The sequence below is a fragment of the Pseudomonas sp. D8002 genome (assembly GCF_013385695.1).
Classification (GTDB): domain Bacteria; phylum Pseudomonadota; class Gammaproteobacteria; order Pseudomonadales; family Pseudomonadaceae; genus Aquipseudomonas.
The window spans coordinates 62,303-78,945 of record NZ_JACAPM010000043.1 but is presented as its reverse complement, the minus strand read 5'-3'; the positions used below and the strand labels follow the sequence as shown (position 1 = coordinate 78,945).

General features: G+C 61.7%; 15 protein-coding genes and 1 pseudogene. 8 read left to right on the top strand and 8 right to left on the bottom strand.

From position 1 onward, the window contains the following. Nucleotides 1-34: 34 nt before the first annotated feature. From HX807_RS25185 to gap, 3 genes are all read right to left on the bottom strand, one after another. Nucleotides 35-1,003, bottom strand: coding sequence for a FecR domain-containing protein (locus HX807_RS25185; RefSeq protein ID WP_087694633.1), 969 nt, complete (start codon nucleotides 1,001-1,003; stop codon nucleotides 35-37). Nucleotides 1,004-1,064: 61 nt separating this feature from the next. Then, nucleotides 1,065-1,583, bottom strand: a complete 519-nt coding sequence (locus HX807_RS25180; protein WP_003214115.1) for an RNA polymerase sigma factor — start codon at nucleotides 1,581-1,583, stop codon at nucleotides 1,065-1,067. Nucleotides 1,584-1,767: 184 nt separating this feature from the next. Continuing rightward, complete coding sequence (gap, locus tag HX807_RS25175; protein ID WP_003214117.1) at nucleotides 1,768-2,769, bottom strand: type I glyceraldehyde-3-phosphate dehydrogenase; 1,002 nt, start codon at nucleotides 2,767-2,769, stop codon at nucleotides 1,768-1,770. Between the two features lie 221 nt (nucleotides 2,770-2,990). Here gap and edd point away from each other — a divergent pair, with 221 nt between their 5' ends. The 5 genes and pseudogenes from edd to HX807_RS32055 all read left to right on the top strand — a co-directional run. Continuing rightward, entirely contained in the window at nucleotides 2,991-4,817 is a 1,827-nt protein-coding gene (edd, locus tag HX807_RS25170; protein WP_177051415.1) for a phosphogluconate dehydratase, read from the top strand. Further along, complete coding sequence (locus HX807_RS25165) at nucleotides 4,814-5,770, top strand: glucokinase (protein WP_003214122.1); 957 nt, start codon at nucleotides 4,814-4,816, stop codon at nucleotides 5,768-5,770. The genes edd and HX807_RS25165 overlap by 4 nt, the downstream gene beginning before the upstream one ends. 154 nt (nucleotides 5,771-5,924) lie before the next feature. Beyond that, the gene (locus tag HX807_RS25160) at nucleotides 5,925-6,656 is read left to right on the top strand and encodes a response regulator (RefSeq protein WP_003214124.1); all 732 of its coding nucleotides are present in this window, start codon (nucleotides 5,925-5,927) and stop codon (nucleotides 6,654-6,656) included. Next, on the top strand, nucleotides 6,646-8,115 hold the full coding sequence (locus HX807_RS25155) for an ATP-binding protein (protein WP_003214126.1): 1,470 nt from the start codon (nucleotides 6,646-6,648) through the stop codon (nucleotides 8,113-8,115). Before HX807_RS25160 ends, HX807_RS25155 begins: the two co-directional genes overlap by 11 nt. Nucleotides 8,116-8,136: 21 nt before the next feature. After that, a pseudogene (locus HX807_RS32055) lies at nucleotides 8,137-8,238 on the top strand (N-acetyltransferase); the annotation flags it as partial. A 29-nt stretch (nucleotides 8,239-8,267) separates the two neighbouring features. Here HX807_RS32055 and HX807_RS25150 read toward each other — a convergent pair. Next, the gene (locus HX807_RS25150) at nucleotides 8,268-9,197 is read right to left on the bottom strand and encodes an AraC family transcriptional regulator (RefSeq protein WP_087694635.1); all 930 of its coding nucleotides are present in this window, start codon (nucleotides 9,195-9,197) and stop codon (nucleotides 8,268-8,270) included. A 326-nt stretch (nucleotides 9,198-9,523) separates the two neighbouring features. Between HX807_RS25150 and HX807_RS25145 the strand changes: the two genes are divergently transcribed. Together HX807_RS25145 and HX807_RS25140 are read left to right on the top strand one after the other, a co-directional pair. Beyond that, complete coding sequence (locus HX807_RS25145) at nucleotides 9,524-9,865, top strand: antibiotic biosynthesis monooxygenase family protein (RefSeq protein WP_003214130.1); 342 nt, start codon at nucleotides 9,524-9,526, stop codon at nucleotides 9,863-9,865. Between the two features lie 43 nt (nucleotides 9,866-9,908). Next, on the top strand, nucleotides 9,909-10,157 hold the full coding sequence (locus tag HX807_RS25140; protein WP_003214132.1) for a hypothetical protein: 249 nt from the start codon (nucleotides 9,909-9,911) through the stop codon (nucleotides 10,155-10,157). Between the two features lie 140 nt (nucleotides 10,158-10,297). Here HX807_RS25140 and HX807_RS25135 read toward each other — a convergent pair whose 3' ends face one another. Continuing rightward, nucleotides 10,298-10,930: a flavin reductase family protein gene (locus HX807_RS25135; protein WP_003214134.1), complete on the bottom strand. Its 633-nt coding sequence runs from the start codon at nucleotides 10,928-10,930 to the stop codon at nucleotides 10,298-10,300. 195 nt (nucleotides 10,931-11,125) lie between these two features. Between HX807_RS25135 and HX807_RS25130 the strand changes: the two genes are divergently transcribed. Then, nucleotides 11,126-11,881, top strand: coding sequence for a hypothetical protein (locus HX807_RS25130; protein ID WP_102605691.1), 756 nt, complete (start codon nucleotides 11,126-11,128; stop codon nucleotides 11,879-11,881). 62 nt (nucleotides 11,882-11,943) lie between these two features. On the opposite strand, the gene HX807_RS25125 is transcribed toward HX807_RS25130, so the two are convergent. The 3 genes from HX807_RS25125 to HX807_RS25115 all read right to left on the bottom strand — a co-directional run bounded on the left by HX807_RS25125 (nucleotide 11,944) and on the right by HX807_RS25115 (nucleotide 16,627). After that, entirely contained in the window at nucleotides 11,944-13,263 is a 1,320-nt protein-coding gene (locus HX807_RS25125; protein ID WP_177051413.1) for an MFS transporter, read from the bottom strand. 278 nt (nucleotides 13,264-13,541) lie between these two features. Then, entirely contained in the window at nucleotides 13,542-14,867 is a 1,326-nt protein-coding gene (locus HX807_RS25120; RefSeq protein WP_102605689.1) for a sigma-54 dependent transcriptional regulator, read from the bottom strand. Then, a complete protein-coding gene (locus HX807_RS25115) occupies nucleotides 14,861-16,627 on the bottom strand; it encodes an ATP-binding protein (RefSeq protein WP_177009673.1) in 1,767 nt (588 codons plus the stop codon). The genes HX807_RS25120 and HX807_RS25115 overlap by 7 nt, the downstream gene beginning before the upstream one ends. Between the last annotated feature and the right edge of the window lie 16 nt (nucleotides 16,628-16,643).

Sequence of the window (16,643 nt, the reverse complement as noted above, 5' to 3'; positions counted from 1 at the left end):
TCGTCGCTGGCTATCGAGTAAAAATAATTCTCATTTAGTTCAGGATCACCAGCGCCGGGTATTCCGAGAGCTTGGCCGAGGTGATGTGGGCCAGGGAGCGCACCACGTCGAGCGGCTGGTCGAGCCGGTAATTGCCGGTGACGGCCACGCTGGCGAGCCTGTCGTTGTTGTTGACGATCCAGCCGGGGTAGTAGCGACGCAATTCGGCCAGCACTTCGCTCATCGGGCAGTTTTCGAAGATCAGCCGGCCGTCGACCCAGGCCAGGTCCTTGGTGGTGTCGAGCTTGGCCGGTTGGCCGAAGCCCTTGGGCCCGATGCGGATACTTTCACCGGCGCTCAGGCGCACCCGCGCGTCGTCAAACGTGTTGCTCAGGTCGACATCACCGCGCTGTACCTGAACCTGGGCTTCACCGTTCAAGTAGCGCACCGCGAAAGAGGTGTCCCTCACGCTGGCGCGTACCGGGCCGGCGTCGATTTCCAGGGGCAGGCCACGGCTGGGCAGCACTTCGAAAAACGCCTCGCCCTGATACAGGCGGGCGATGCGCTGGTGGTCCTTGATGCTGCTGGAGAAGGCTGAATTGGTGTTGAGCAACACTTTCGAGCCATCGTCCAACTGCAGGCGCTGGCGCTCGCCCACCACGGTCAGATGGTCGGCCTGCAGGCGCATAGGCAGGTTGCTGAAGCTGAACAGGCCCAGCAGCAACACGGCGGCAGTGGCCAGGGGCTTCCAGTGCGGTTTGATACGGCGCCAGGCGCTGGGTTTGCGTGGCGCATTCAGGGCGACGGCAGCGCTGTGAACCGGCGCGCCGCCCCAGGCAGTCTGGGCCTTGATGAAGGCTTCGGCGTTTAACGGGTCGTTGGCGAGCCAGGCTTCAAATTCCGCCTGCTGCCCGGGTTGCGGGCACTGCAACGCGATCAGCCAGTCGAGGGCTTGGTCCATGGCCGCGTCTTGCAACACCTCATGAGCGAGCTCATGGGGGTGCCGTTTATTCGGTTCCGTCACGGTGTTCCTCGGGTCTTCGCCACGTTTTAATCAATAGTCCTACAGACTGTGCCGACAAAGCTTAAGGGCGATCCAGTCTTTCGGCCACACCTATGCAGATGGCCATGATCAGTTTCAGTTCCTTCTGCACGGTGCTCAGGGACACGTCGAGCTTGTCGGCGATCTCCTGATAGCTGCAACCGTGCAGGCGGCTGAGGATGAATATCTGCTGCTGGCGGGCGCTCAACTGGCCGAGGCTGACACTCAGGTGCTCGAGCAATTGCTCGGCCTGTGTCGCGTCTTCGGGGGTGCTGACGGGGGAGGCGACGCTTTGCAGGACGTCCAGCGGGACATCTTCCTGCAGGGTGCGGGCCTGAATCCTGCGGGCGCGCAGGTGGTCCAGCGCCAGGTTGCGCGCCGTCTGGTAGACAAAGGGTTCGAGGTGGTCGATCGGCCGTTCGCTCAGGGCCCGGGTAACGCGGAGGTAGGTTTCCTGCAACAGGTCCTCGGCGGTGCTGTGGTTATTCACCATCCGCTGCAAGGTGCGCAGCAAAATCACCCGCTGGGTGAGGAAGACTTGGTTGAAACGAGATTGGCTCACAGTGATACCAGACCGATTTGCAGTGAATGATAATGCTTATCATCAACGCAAATGGCAAGTGGCACTTTGGATTACTGTAGGAGCGAGCTTGCTCGCGAAGGGCGTCAACGATATCGCTGGCATCCTGAATAAACGCGGTGGTTTTGCGTTTTTCGCGAGCAAGCTCGCTCCTACAGGCCGAGCATTACTCGGCGTTGCACAGCGCCAGGCAGTTATCCAGCATCCGGTTCGAGAAGCCCCACTCGTTGTCATACCAGGCCAGCACTTTCAGCAGTTTGCCGCTCACTTTGGTGTGATTGGCGTCGAAGATCGACGAAAGCGGGTTATGGTTGAAGTCGCTGGAAACCAGCGGCAGGGTGTTATAGCCGAGGATTTTCGAGTGCTGGCTGGCTTCTTTCAGCAGCGCGTTGACCTGCTCGGCACTGGCTTCTTTTTTCAGTTGCACGGTGAGGTCCACCAGCGACACGTTGATCACCGGTACACGCACGGCCATGCCGGTCAGCTTGCCTGCCAGTTCCGGCAGCACCAGGCCCACGGCTTCGGCAGCGCCGGTCTTGCTCGGGATCATGTTCTGGGTGGCCGAGCGCGCGCGGTACGGGTCGGTGTGGTAGACGTCGGTCAGGTTCTGGTCGTTGGTGTAGGCGTGGATGGTGGTCATCAGGCCGCTTTCGATGCCCAGCTCGCGGTGCAGCACCTGGGCCACGGGCGCCAGGCAGTTGGTGGTGCAGGAAGCGTTGGAGATGATCTGGTGGGATTGACGCAAAATGTCATGGTTTACCCCATACACCACGGTGGCATCAGCGCCCTTGGCCGGGGCCGAGATGATCACCTTGCGCGCGCCGGCGGTAATATGGGCGGCGGCCTTGTCACGGTCGGTGAACAGACCGGTGCATTCGAACACCACGTCCACCTTGTGGGCAGCCCACGGCAGGTCGGCCGGGTTGCGAATGGCACTCACGGCAATCCGGTCACCGTTCACGGTCAGGCTTTCCTGATCATGAGCGACCTCTGCGTCGAAAGTACCGTGGACGGTGTCGTATTTAAGCAGGTGGGCATTGATCGAGCTGTCGCCGAGATCGTTGATGGCGACGATCTGCAAATCCTGACGGTAGCCTTGGGTATAAAGTGCGCGCAGGACATTACGGCCAATACGGCCAAAACCATTGATAGCGATACGTAGAGTCATTGGAAGGTGCCTGTCGTCGATTTGTTGTAAGAATTACAAGATTATTCGCATAAAAATAGAAAACAAGCCTTTTTAGTGGCAATATTTTGTTCAATCTACAACGAGTGACCTGAATCAACTGGTCCGATTGGTCAAGCAACACCCTGCCAACCTCTTCGCGGCGGGCTTTTGACCAGCATAGACACTCAGGTCGCCACATCCGTTAGCCTGGAGTTCTATACATGCATCCCCGCGTACTTGAGGTCACCGAACGGCTTATCGCCCGCAGCCGTGCAACCCGTGAGGCATACCTTGCGCTCATTCGCGGCGCTGCCAGCGACGGCCCGATGCGCGGCAAGCTGCAATGCGCCAACTTTGCCCACGGCGTGGCCGGGTGTGGCACCGAAGACAAAAACAGCCTGCGCATGATGAACGCCGCCAACGTGGCAATTGTTTCGTCATATAACGACATGCTGTCGGCCCACCAGCCATACGAACATTTCCCCGAGCAAATCAAAAAGGCCCTGCGTGAAGTCGGTTCTGTTGGCCAGTTCGCCGGCGGTACCCCCGCCATGTGCGACGGCGTGACCCAGGGCGAGCCAGGCATGGAGCTCAGCCTGCTGAGCCGCGAAGTGATTGCCATGTCCACGGCGGTAGCGCTGTCCCACAACATGTTCGACGCCGCGCTGATGCTGGGTATCTGCGACAAGATCGTCCCCGGCCTGATGATGGGCGCCCTGCGCTACGGCCACCTGCCGATGATCTTCGTACCGGGCGGCCCGATGCCGTCGGGGATCTCCAACAAACAGAAAGCCGACGTGCGCCAGCGCTACGCCGAAGGCAAGGCCACCCGCGAAGAGCTGCTGGAATCGGAGATGAAGTCCTACCACAGCCCGGGCACCTGCACCTTCTACGGCACCGCCAACACCAACCAGTTGCTGATGGAAGTCATGGGCCTGCACCTGCCGGGCGCCTCGTTCGTCAACCCGTACACGCCGCTGCGTGACGCCCTGACCCGCGAAGCCGCGCACCAGGTCACGCGCCTGACCAAGGCCAACGGCAGCTTCACGCCGATCGGCGAGATCGTCGACGAGAAATCCATCGTCAACTCCATCATCGCCCTCAACGCCACTGGCGGGTCCACCAACCACACCCTGCACATGCCGGCCATCGCCATGTCGGCGGGCATCATCCTGACCTGGGATGACATGGCCGACCTCTCCGAAGTGGTGCCGACCCTGTCCCACGTGTATCCAAACGGCAAGGCCGACATCAACCACTTCCAGGCGGCGGGAGGCATGTCGTTCCTGATCCGCGAACTGCTGGAAGCCGGCCTGCTGCACAACGACGTCAACACCGTGGCCGGTCATGGCCTGAGCCGCTATACCCAGGAACCGTTCCTGGTGGACGGCGAGCTTGTATGGCGTGAAGGCCCGATCGAAAGCCTCGACGAAACCATCCTGCGTCCCGTGGCCCGTGCGTTTTCTCCGGAAGGCGGCCTGCGGGTAATGGAAGGCAACCTCGGCCGGGGTGTGATGAAGGTCTCCGCCGTGGCCCTCGAACATCAAATCGTCGAAGCCCCGGCCGTGGTGTTCCAGGACCAGCAAGACCTGGCCGACGCGTTCAAGGCCGGTGAGTTGGAAAAAGACTTTGTTGCAGTGATGCGTTTCCAGGGCCCGCGCTCCAACGGCATGCCGGAATTGCACAAGATGACCCCGTTCCTCGGCGTGTTGCAGGATCGTGGCTTCAAAGTGGCGTTGGTAACAGACGGGCGCATGTCCGGCGCCTCGGGTAAGATTCCCGCCGCGATTCACGTCAACCCCGAAGCCCAGAGCGGCGGGCCACTGGCACGTGTGCGCGATGGCGATATCATTCGCGTGGATGGCGTCAAAGGCACCTTGGAGCTTAAGGTGGACGCCGAAGAATTTGCCGCGCGCGCGCCTGCCACGGGCCTTCTGGGCAATAACGTGGGGGCCGGTCGCGAGTTGTATGCGTTTATGCGTTTGGCTGCAAGCTCCGCAGAGCAGGGCGCCAGCGCCTTTACCTCTGCCTTGGAGACACTTAAGTGAAGCTAGCGCTGGTCGGTGATATCGGTGGTACCAACGCCCGTTTTGCGTTGTGGCGGGATCAGGAGCTGCATTCGATCCGCGTCCATGCGACGGCGGATCATGCCAGCCCGGAAGAGGCGATCCAGGTCTATCTGAAGGAAGAAGGCCTGGCCATCGGCTCGATTGGCGCGGTGTGCCTGTCGGTCGCGGGGCCGGTGAGTGGAGATGAATTTAAATTCACCAACAATCACTGGCGCCTGAGCAAGACTGCGTTCTGCAAGACCTTGCAGGTGGACGAGCTGCTGCTGGTGAATGATTTCTCGGCCATGGCCCTGGGCATGACCCGCCTGAAGCCCGACGAATTCCGCGTGGTGTGCGAAGGCACGCCGGAGCCGTTGCGCCCTGCGGTGGTGATCGGCCCGGGCACCGGCCTGGGCGTGGGCACCTTGCTCGACCTCGGCCATGGCCGTTGGGCGGCATTGCCGGGGGAGGGCGGCCATGTCGACCTGCCCGTGAGCAGCCCGCGTGAAGCCCAGCTGTGGCAGCACATCTACAATGAGATCGGCCATGTCAGCGCTGAAACTGCCTTGAGCGGTGGCGGTTTGCCCAGGTTGTACCGGGCGATCTGCGCGGTGGACGGTCACGAGGCGGTTCTGGAAACTCCCGAGGCCATCACTGCCGCTGGCCTGGCGGGCGACCCGATTGCCTTGGAAGTGCTGGACCAGTTCAGTATCTGGCTGGGCCGCGTCGCCGGTAACAATGTGCTGACCACCGGCGGTCGTGGTGGCGTGTACATCGTGGGTGGGGTGATCCCGCGCTTTGCCGATTTCTTTATCAAGAGTGGTTTTGCCAGGAGTTTTGGCGACAAGGGCTGCATGAGCGACTACTTCAAAGGCATTCCGGTGTGGCTGGTGACGGCACCGTATTCAGGGTTGACAGGTGCTGGTGTGGCGCTTGAGCAGGCATTTGCGTAGGCAGTGATGGCCTCTTCGCGAGCAAGCCCGCTCCCACATTCAATCCCATTCCAACTGGATGAATGAGGTGGAATGTGGGAGCGGGCTTGCTCGCGAAGGCGGCCTCAAGGGCAACAAATGACTTAAGCTTGGCCATAACAACAAGGAGGACCCCGTGAGCGTAATCAGTAAATCCATTCTCCTGGTCGACGACGACCAGGAAATCCGCGAGTTGCTGCAAACCTACCTCAGCCGCGCCGGTTTCCAGGTGCGTGGCGTGCCGGATGGCGCGGGGTTCCGCCAGGCGATGAACGAAGCGCCGTGCGACCTGGTGATCCTTGATGTGATGCTGCCGGACGAAGACGGTTTCAGCCTCTGCCGCTGGATCCGCCAGCACCCACGCCAGGCCCAGGTGCCGATCATCATGCTCACCGCCAGTTCCGACGAAGCCGACCGCGTCATCGGCCTGGAGCTGGGTGCCGACGATTACATCGGCAAACCCTTCAGCCCCCGTGAGCTGCAGGCCCGTATCAAGGCCCTGTTGCGGCGTTGCCAGTTTGGCCAGGAGCGCAGCGGCGGCGAGGTGCTGGTGTTTGGCGAGTGGCGCCTGGACATGGTCAGCCACCGGCTGTTCCACGTCGACGGCGAGGAAGTGATTCTTTCCGGCGCCGATTTTGCCCTGCTCAAACTGTTCCTCGACCACCCCCAGCAAATCCTCGACCGCGACACCATCGGCAACGCCACCCGTGGCCGCGACCTGATGCCGCTGGACCGGATTGTCGACATGGCCGTCAGCCGTCTGCGCCAACGCCTGCGCGACACCGAAAAACCACCCCGGCTGATCCGCACCGTGCGCGGCAGTGGCTATCAATTGGCAGCCAGCGTGGTTGCCGGCAATGCCCACTGAGCGCCTGCGTGAACTGCGCCGGCGCATCCCGGTACCGCGTTCGCTGCTGGGGCGGATGTTACTGCTGACCCTGTTGGCGGTGCTGTTTGCCCAGGCGTTGTCCAGCGTGATCTGGGTCTCGCAATTGCGCGCTACCCAGCTTGAAGGCCTGGTAACCGCCGCCCGCAGCCTGGCGCATTCGATGACCGCCAGCGTCAGTTATTTCCGCTCGTTGCCGGTGGCCTTCCGGCCGTTGGTACTGGACCAGTTGCGCAGCATGGGCGGTACCCGGTTTGTGGTGACGCTCAACGACAAGCCCCTGGACATGGCGGTATTGCCGGAAACCCCGCGCAAGCATGCAGTGCTCGGTGCTGTCGAAGAAGTGTTGCGCCAGACCCTGGGCAGCGACGTGCATGTTTCGGTGGAGTTCGTCAGCGCCGAAGACCTGCGCATCTTCAACGCCGGCTTGAAACTCGATGAATTGCCGCGCTCCTGGGCGCATTACGCGTTGACCCTGGAACCGGTGAATCCGCCGGTGTTGGTCACCCAGATCCAGCTGGCCCAGGGCGAATGGCTCTACATTGCCTCCTTGCTGCCCGAACCCTATACCAGCCTCGAAGAACAAGGCCTGCCATACCAGCAGGTGTGGTTTATCGTGCTCACCAGCGGCTTCCTGCTGCTGTTTATCGGCCTGCTGGTGCACTGGCAAAGCCGTCCACTCAAGCGCCTGGCGAGGGCGGCGCGGGACATGTCCCTGGGCGCCGACGTGGAGCCGGTGGCCGAAGGCGGCGGCAGCGAAGTGGTGGAAGTAGGCCGCGCGTTCAATGCCATGCGCGAACGCATCAGCCGTTACCTGACCGAACGCAGCCAGCTGTTCAGCGCCATTTCCCACGACCTGCGCACACCCATCACACGCCTGCGGTTGCGGGTGGAATTGCTGGAAGACGAGAACCTGCAAGCCAAGTTCGGCCGCGACCTGGATGAACTGGAGTTGCTGGTCAAAGGCGCGCTGCAGTGTGTGAAAGACACCGACATTCACGAAAACATCGAACCGGTGGACCTCAACCACGTACTCGACTGCCTGGTGGAGCCGTACCTGGCGCCCAACGGCAATGGCCGCGTGACCCAGCATGGTCGGGCACTTACGACGTACCCGGGCAAGCCGCTGGCGCTCAAGCGCTGCATCGGCAACCTGATCGACAACGCCCTGAAGTACGGGCAGAACGCCCATTTGCACATTGAAGACGATGGCGCGGAGTTCATCCTCCACGTCGACGACGAAGGCCCGGGCGTGCCGGAACAGCGCCTGGAGCAGGTCTTCGAGCCGCACTTCCGCCTGGCCGGGCAGCAACAGGGTTACGGCCTGGGCCTGGGCATCGCCCGCAACATTGCCCACAGCCATGGCGGTGAAGTGAGTTTGCAGAATCTGCGGGAGGGCGGTTTGCGGGTGACCTTGCAACTGCCTCGTGGCCTGGATTGAACACCACCAATACCGCAGCTGATTGAGTACTTGTGGCGAGGGAGCTTGCTCCCGTTGGGGCGCGAAGCGGCCCCAAAAGATGGGACTGCTGCGCAGTCCAACGGGAGCAAGCTCCCTCGCCACATTATTAGTATCCGGTGTTATAACCGTGGTTAGACGCTCTGGCGCAACCTGGCCAGATCCCGCAACGGCGGCGCACCAAACAGCCGGCTGTATTCGCGGCTGAACTGTGATGGGCTCTCATAGCCCACCCGATACCCCGCCGCCGAGGCTTCCAGGCCCTCGGCGATCATCAACCGCCGAGCCTCCTGCAAACGCAGTTGCTTCTGGTACTGCAGCGGGCTCATGGCGGTCATCGCCTTGAAGCGGTGGTGCAAGGTCGAGACGCTGAGGTTCACTTCCTTGGCCAGGTCATCAATGCGCAGGGGCTGTTCGTAGTTGCCGTTCAACCAGGTGATCGCCTGGCTCACCCGATGGCTCTGACTGTTGGCGACGGCAATTTCATACAGCCGATAACCCTGCGGACCGCGCAACAGGCGATAGAGAATTTCCCGATTGATCAGCGGCGCGAGCATTGCGATGTCTTTCGGTGTGTCGAGCAATCGGGTCAGGCGCAGCACGGCGTCCAGTAGCTGGCTGTCCAGGCGGTCGACATACATCCCTCGGGAGGTCGGGCGCGGGGGCACGCCCATCGGCCCGGCTTCGGCAATCAGTGCGGTGATCTGTGCCGGGTCGATATTCACCCGAATCGACAGGTTGGGGTCTTCCGGCGTGGCATCAAGGATGCGCCCGGCCACCGGCATCGCTACCGAAAACACCAGGTAATTGAGCGGGTCGTAGGCGAAGACTTCATCCGCCAGGCGCACTTCCTTGCTGCCCTGGGCGAGGATGCACAGCGCGGGCTCAACCAGCACCGGCGTGAATTCACGCGGGGAGTTATGGCGGTTGAGATACAGCGACGTGATCGCCGTGCCGTAGGAACCATCCTCCCAGGTATGCCGGCGAACGATGCCGGCGAGTTCTGCGCGCTGCTTTTCCATATCGGCGTCGAGGGGGGTGGAGCGAAGTTCGGGCGACGACATGGGACATCCTCTGGTGCTTTGACGATGGGCACAGCTTAAAGGCGGCTTTGCAAAAAGCGGTACTTCGATTCTGCACAATCCTTGCCTGATCCTGCGAAAAATCGTGAATCAGGCAAGCCTAGGGCTGTCATCCCCCTGAAATACGGCAGTCATGCCGGGAATAAACTTCGCAGGCCGATTGCTATACCTACGCATCTCGCAGGATTGTGCAATAAGCCAGCAGGAATTGACTAACCGCATCCACGCCCGCGCCCGTATCTTTGATCCTGTGGCAACACGCCCTCACAGTGCTTGCCGAGCATCACTTCTCAACGGGAGAGTCGAACATGTCCACCCCCATTCCCGCGAGCCATATGGCCTTTATCCGTGCCCGTACCGGGTACAGCACCGAACTGGGTGCACGCTTGAGCAGTTTGATCGAACCGGGCCGCCAGGCTCAGGGTTGCCTGCAATTCTCGTTGCAGCACTCCCTGGCCGACCCGGATGTGTGGTTGGTGTCGGGCTTCTGGAGCAGCGAGCAGGCGATGAGTGCCTACTTCAGCTCGCCGGCGCTGATGGTCTTCACCGAGTTGTTGAATGACATGGTGGTTCGCAGCATGGACTTCCAGACCTTTACCGACGCCTCGGCGGCCAATGCCTATGGCGAGTACCTGCAACTGGCGGGCTAGTGCTTTAGAATGGCCGCCTTTCCCATTGGCCAGGACCTGCAACATGGCACGTAAAGAGTTTGCCCACCACGAAGCCGTTTCCGCCTTGGTGCGTGAAGAAGAGGGTGGCTATAGCGCCGCCATCGCCGTCAAGGCGCTGGATGGCATGGGCGCACCGCGCTTTCACAAGATCCTCGATGGACAGACGTTCAAGACTGCCTCCGACGCCGACGATGCCGCAGCTCTGCAACTGGAGCGCTTGGTCGATGTAGATGAAGACGGTCAGCTCTCTTGGGCAACTTCCGCCAACTAAAAACACCGCTGATCCAAATGTGGGAGCGGCTTGTGTGGGAGCGGGCTTGCTCGCGAATGCGGTGGATCAGTTGGCACATGCATGGACTGACACGCCCCCTTCGCGAGCAAGCCCGCTCCCACATTTTTATCTCGTTCCAATCAGCGTTGCGTGGCGCCTGGGCGGTACATTTTGAACAGCGCTTCCGGCCCCAACTGAAAATAATCCGCCGGGCCACCTCCACGCAGGATCGGCTGGGCGGCAGCTGTGTCGTACACCCCGTCTTTCAGCAGCCATTTGGCGATATGCACCGCGACCACCTCACCAAGCACCAGCCAGCTAGGCACCAGCTCCTTGTCGGCGCGCTGCAGCTGAATGATCTGCGTCACCTTGCACTCGAACGACACCGGGCTTTCGGCCACGCGAGGCACGGCGATCACCTTTGAAGCCACCGGCGTCAGGCCCGACAATTCAAACTCGTTGACCTCGGGTGATACCGGCGCGCAACTCTGGTTCATCTGCTCGGCCAGCGGGCGGGTGGCCAGGTTCCACACGAACTCACCGGTCTGTTCGATGTTGTTCAGGCTGTCTTTGCGCCCGACACTGGAAAACCCAATGATCGGCGGAATGTAGTTGAACGCGTTAAAGAAACTGTAGGGCGCCAGGTTCAGGCGGCCCTGGCTGTCGTGTGACGAAATCCAGCCAATCGGGCGCGGGCCGACGATCGCGTTGAACGGGTCATGGGGCAGGCCGTGGCCGTTGGCGGGTTCGTAGAAATGAATATCGTCGGACATGGCCGGGGTTCCTGCTGCGCTGTTCTGGGGAGGGCACCATAGTGCAATCCGGCGCGGCGGATTTCTATCATCCATATGGAATTTTCATACAGCCCCCACCTATTTTTCACAGCTCCCGGGTCAGTCTGCGCGCCAGGTCGACACCCCCTGTAAGTCGACCGATTGAACGACTGAGCCTTTGGAGCCTTCTGCACAATGAACAAACTTCCTCAGATCACCCTGGCGTTCTGGGTCATGAAAATCTGCGCCACGACCCTGGGCGAAACCGCCGGGGACTTGCTGTCGATGACCTTGAATGTCGGTTACGCCATCAGCTCGATGATCCTGATCAGCGTGTTCCTGGTCACTCTGGTGACGCAACTCTGGTCGAAAACCTACAACCCGGTGCTGTACTGGATCGTGATCCTGTCCACCAGCACCGCCGGCACCACCATGTCGGACTTTATGGACCGCACGCTGGGGCTGGGTTATGCCACGGGCTCGATGATTCTGGTGTCGATCCTGGTGGCGATCTTTGCCCTGTGGCGTATCAGCGGCGACTCGCTGAACGTGAACAAGGTGCAGACCTTTCGCGGTGAGCTGTTCTACTGGATGGCGATCCTGTTCTCCAACACCCTGGGCACGGCGCTGGGTGATTTCCTCGCGGATGATTCCGGGCTGGGGTTCGCTGGTGGCGCGTTGCTGATCGGAGCGAGTATCGCGGTGGTGGTGTTGCTTAAATACTTCACGCGGATTTCGTCGGTGCTGCTGTTCTGGGTGGCGTTTGTGTTGACCCGGCCGTTCGGCGCAACCCTGGGTGACTTCCTGACCAAACCCCATGAAAAGGGCGGGCTGGACTTTGGCACCATCGGCTCGTCGGCCGTGTTGGCGGCGGTGCTGGTGGTGATGATTGCCGGGGCGGCGTATGCCCAGCGTCGGTATGGACGCCAGGCGGCTGCCGAGCTGTCTTGAGGGCAATGAAAAAGGGCCGTGTCATTGACTGACATGGCCCTTTTTTTACGCCTGCCGAACCCTTAGTCCGTAGTAATCCGCGAATGCTTGCGGGTGTCCTTCATGGTCACATACACCAACAGCGACACCGCAATACACGCGGTGACGTACCAGTAGTAACCGGTTTCCATACCAATGCTCTTGAACCACAGCGCGATGTATTCAGCGGTGCCGCCGAAGATCGACACGGTCAGCGCATAGGGCAAGCCAACACCCAGGGCGCGGATTTCGGTGGGGAACAATTCGGCCTTCACCACGGCGTTGATCGAGGTGTAGCCGCTGACGATGATCAGCGCCGCCATGATCAGGAAGAACGCGCCCCACCAGGTCTGGATGGTGTGCAGGGTGGTGAGGATCGGCACGGTGAACAGGGTGCCGAGGACGCCGAAGGCGATCAGGATCGGCCGGCGGCCAACCTTGTCCGACAGCCCGCCGATGATGGGTTGCAGGCACATGAACAGGAACAGCGTGGCCGCCGAAATGGTGGTGGAGTCGGAGATGCTCATGCCGACGGTGTTCACCAGGTATTTCTGCATGTAGGTGGTGTAGGTGTAGAACGCCAGGGTGCCGCCCATGGTCAGGCCGACCACGGTCATCAGTTCCTTGGGGTGGCGCATCAAGGTGCGCATTGCGCTTTCCTTGGCCTTTTCTTTCTTGGTGAACGACTCGGTTTCTTCCATGCCACGACGCAGGTACAGCGCCACTACCGCGCACAGCGCGCCGATGGCGAACGGGATACGCCAGCCCCAGTCGTACAGTTGTTCGGTGGTCAGCAATTGTTGCAGCACGATCAATACCGCCAGGGCGATGAGCTGGCCGGAGATCAGGGTCACGTACTGGAAGCTGGAGTAGAAGCCCCGACGTTCCTTGGTCGCCATTTCGCTGAGGTAAGTGGCGGAGGTGCCGTATTCACCGCCGACCGACAGCCCCTGCAGTAAGCGGGCGAAAACCAGCAGGATCGGCGCACCGATACCAATGGTTTCATAGCCCGGGCTCAGGGCAATCAGCAAAGAGCCGAAGCACATCAGGTAGACCGACGCCATCAAGGCCTTTTTACGCCCGACCTTGTCGGCGTACAGGCCCATCAGCCAGCCACCGATCGGACGCATCAGGAAACCCACGGCGAAGATCGCGGCGGTGTTCAAGAGCTGGGCGGTGGTGTCGCCTTTCGGGAAAAAGGTCTTGGCGAAATACAGGGAGAAAGCCGCATAGACGTACCAGTCGTACCACTCGACCATGTTGCCGACCGATCCGCTGAAGATCGACCTGATACGGCTGGAGGTGGTGCGTTCTTTTGCCGGCGCAGCCGCCGACCCCAGAGGCAGGGAGTTGGAGTTATCCATTTAAGGATCCTTCATCTAATTGTTTTTGTGGAGCGCGCGGTAGCGCAGCCTGGCTGGGCTATAGCAGGAGCTGTGCCAAGCCGATGAAGGCCCGGTCTAGAAGGGTTTGGAGATTTTTTTGAGCGGAAAATTGCTGATGAATCAAGGGGGATGAGCGGAAAACCGCCGACGAAGATCGCTCCCACGCTCTGCGTGGGAGCGCATCCTGTGACGCTCCGCGTCACGATTTTAAGGGCGGACGCGGAGCGTCCAGNNCGCGGAGCGTGGGAACGATCGGGTTAGAGGAACGTATCCCGCGCCAGGCCATGGCGCTGCATTTTCTCATTGAAGGTGCGCCGTGGCAGTTGCAACTCGGCCAGCACCGCCTTGATATCGCCTTTGTGCCGGGTCAGCGCGGCTTTCAGGCAATGGGCTTCAAATGCTTCCTGCTGCGCCGCCAACGATTGCCCGGCTTCGATGCCTTCCGGCTCCGGTTCACCCAGCCCCAGCACCTGGCGTTCCGCGGCATTGGCCAGCTCCCGCACATTCCCCGGCCAGTCATGGCTGAGCAGGCGCCCCAGCGCGGGTCCGCTCAGGGGCGCGAAGTTGCGGCCCAGGCGCTCGGCGGCGCTTTGTGCAAAGTGCTCGAACAGCAGGGGAATGTCTTCCCGGCGTTCCCGCAGCGGTGGCAGGCGCAGTTGTGCGACGGTCAGGCGATAGGCCAAGTCCTCGCGAAAACGCCCGGCGCGAGCTTCGTCCAGCAGGTCGGGTTTGGTGGCGGCGATGATCCGCAAGTCCACCTTGATGCTTTGATTGGAACCGAGCCGTTCGAGTTTTTGCTCCTGCAACACCCGCAGCAATTTCACCTGCTGGGCCAGCGGCATGCTTTCGATCTCATCGAGAAACAGCGTGCCGCCATTGGCGTATTCCAGCTTGCCGATGCGCTTGCCCTGGGCGCCGGTGAACGCGCCACTTTCATGGCCGAACAGCTCGGCTTCAAACAGCTGCTCGGGAATCGCCGCGCAGTTCAGCGCCACAAACGGCTTCTTCGCCCGGGGGCCGAAATCATGCAGGCAACGGGCGACCAGCTCCTTGCCGCTGCCGGTTTCGCCGCGAATCAACACATTGACCGGCAAGCCGGCCAGGTCCAGCACTTGCCGGCGCAGGTTCTGCAAACCCCGGGACACCCCCAGCAGGCTCGATTCCAGTTGGGCCCGGTGATCGGCCTGCTGATGCAACCGGCGGTTTTCCAGCACCAGCCCGCGCTTGTCCAGCGCCCGGCGCAGGCTGCTGAGCAGGGCCTCGGGGCTGAAGGGTTTTTCGAGGAAGTCGTAGGCGCCATCACGCATGGCCTCGACGGCCATCGGCACATCGCCGTGGCCGGTGAGCAGAATCACCGGCAGGTCGGCGTCACGCCGCTGCACTTCAGCCAGCAACTCCAGGCCGCTGAGGCCGGGCATGCGCACGTCGCTCAGGATCACCCCGGGAAAGTCCCGGGGCAATTGCGCCAGGCATTCTTCGGCGCGGCTGAACAACTGCACCTCAAATCCCGACAGGCTCAGCCATTGCTCGACGGCCGTGCGAATGCTGGCTTCGTCGTCGACCACAATCACCGCATTCAACATAGGTCTGGTGTCTCCAGCGCGATGGGCAAGGTCAGGGTAAAGATCGCCCCGTCACCTTGATTGCCGGCGCTCAGGCGCCCGCCAAGTTCGTGGACGATAGCGTACGACACGGCGAGCCCCAAGCCGAGCCCGTCGCCTACCGGCTTGGTGGTGAAGAACGGGTCGAACACGCTGTTGAGGTTTTCCTCGGCGATCCCGCCGCCGCTGTCGCTGACGGTCAGGTGCCATAGCTGCTGATCGGCGTGCAGACGGATCTCCAGGCGCTTGCGTGGCTTGTCGGCCATGGCGTCGAGGGCGTTGCGCAGCAGGTTGATCAGCACCTGTTCGAGGCGGATCGCGTCGCCGCGTACCCAGGCCGGGCGGGTCAGGTCCAGTACGGTGCCGATGGCTTCGTCCCGCAGGCGCGCATCGAGCAAGTGCAGGGACTGGTCCACCACCGTCGCCAGGTCGAGGCGTTCGCGCAGGCCGCTGGGGCTCTTGCGGGCGAAGGTCTTGAGGTGGCCGGTGAGCGCGGCCATGCGTGTGAGCATGTCGTCCAGCGGGGTCAGGGCCTGGTAGGCGTCGTCCACCCGGCCATGGTCCAGCAGCAGCCGCAGAGTCGCCAACTGCATGCGCTGGGCGGTCAAAGGCTGGTTGATTTCGTGAGCGAGGGCGGCAGACATCTGCCCCAGCGCTGCCAGTTTGGCGGATTGCACCAGGCCATCCTGGGCGGTGCGCAGGGCGCGGGTGCGTTCTTCCACCAGTTGTTCAAGTTCTTCGCGGCTGCGCTGGCGCAGGCGGGCGAGGCGCCAGCGCTGGGTCAGGAACAGCACCAGGAACACCAGCGCCAGCCATGAACCGGCGGCGGCGAGGCCGGCGTTGCGTTGGTCTTCAAAGGCCACCTGTGGTTTGCGCAACAGGTGCAAGGTCCAGCCTTCGGCCTTCAGCGGCAGGGACTCCCAAATGTAATTGGCCTTGCCGTCGGGGCCGTCGACGCGCATCAGGTGGCTGTTTTCGTCAAAGCGTTGCAAGGCTTCAGTGTCCAGTGGCAGCAATTGTTTCTTGTCGTATTGGCGGGTGGCCTTGAGTTCGGCGTGGTCGCTGTCCGACAACGGACGCAGCGCGCGGTAGCGCCAGCCCGGCTGATTGGCGATAAACACAATGCCCCGGGCATCGCTGACCAGCAGCAAGTCATTGCCCTGGGCCCACTCGCGCTCCAGTTCCGGGAACTCCAGCTTGACCACCATGGCGCCGAGGAACTGCTCGTTCTCGCCGACCACCGCGCTGGAGAGGAAATACCCCGGAATCCCGGTGGTCACGCCCACTGCATAAAAACGCCCGGTGCCCTGGCTCAAGGTTTGGCTGAAGTAGGGACGAAACGCGTAGTTGTGCCCCACATAACTGCTGGGCAGGTTCCAGTTGCTGGCGGCCACGGCGAGGCCGTTGCGGTCCATCAGTTCCAGGGTCGAGGACTGGGCGGCGCCGTTGATGCGCTCCAGCTTGCGGTTGAGCAAATCCTGGGTGGCGGTGTCCAGCGGGCCCTTCAAGGCGCTGATCATTTCCGAGTCCAGGGCCAGCACGGCGGGCAGGGCGCGGTAGCGTTCGATCAGGGTGTGCAGGGAGTTGCCATAAAGCATGAGCTGCTGATTGGCGCGGGCGGCGTCATCCACCAGGGCCAGGCGTTCGGCGTGGCGGGTAGCCAGGGCGGCAGCCAGTACCGCGCCGGCGATGATCAGCAAGGAGTAGAGGGTCAAACGCAGCGGGCGGGGAATCGCAATCATACGAAGATGAACAGTG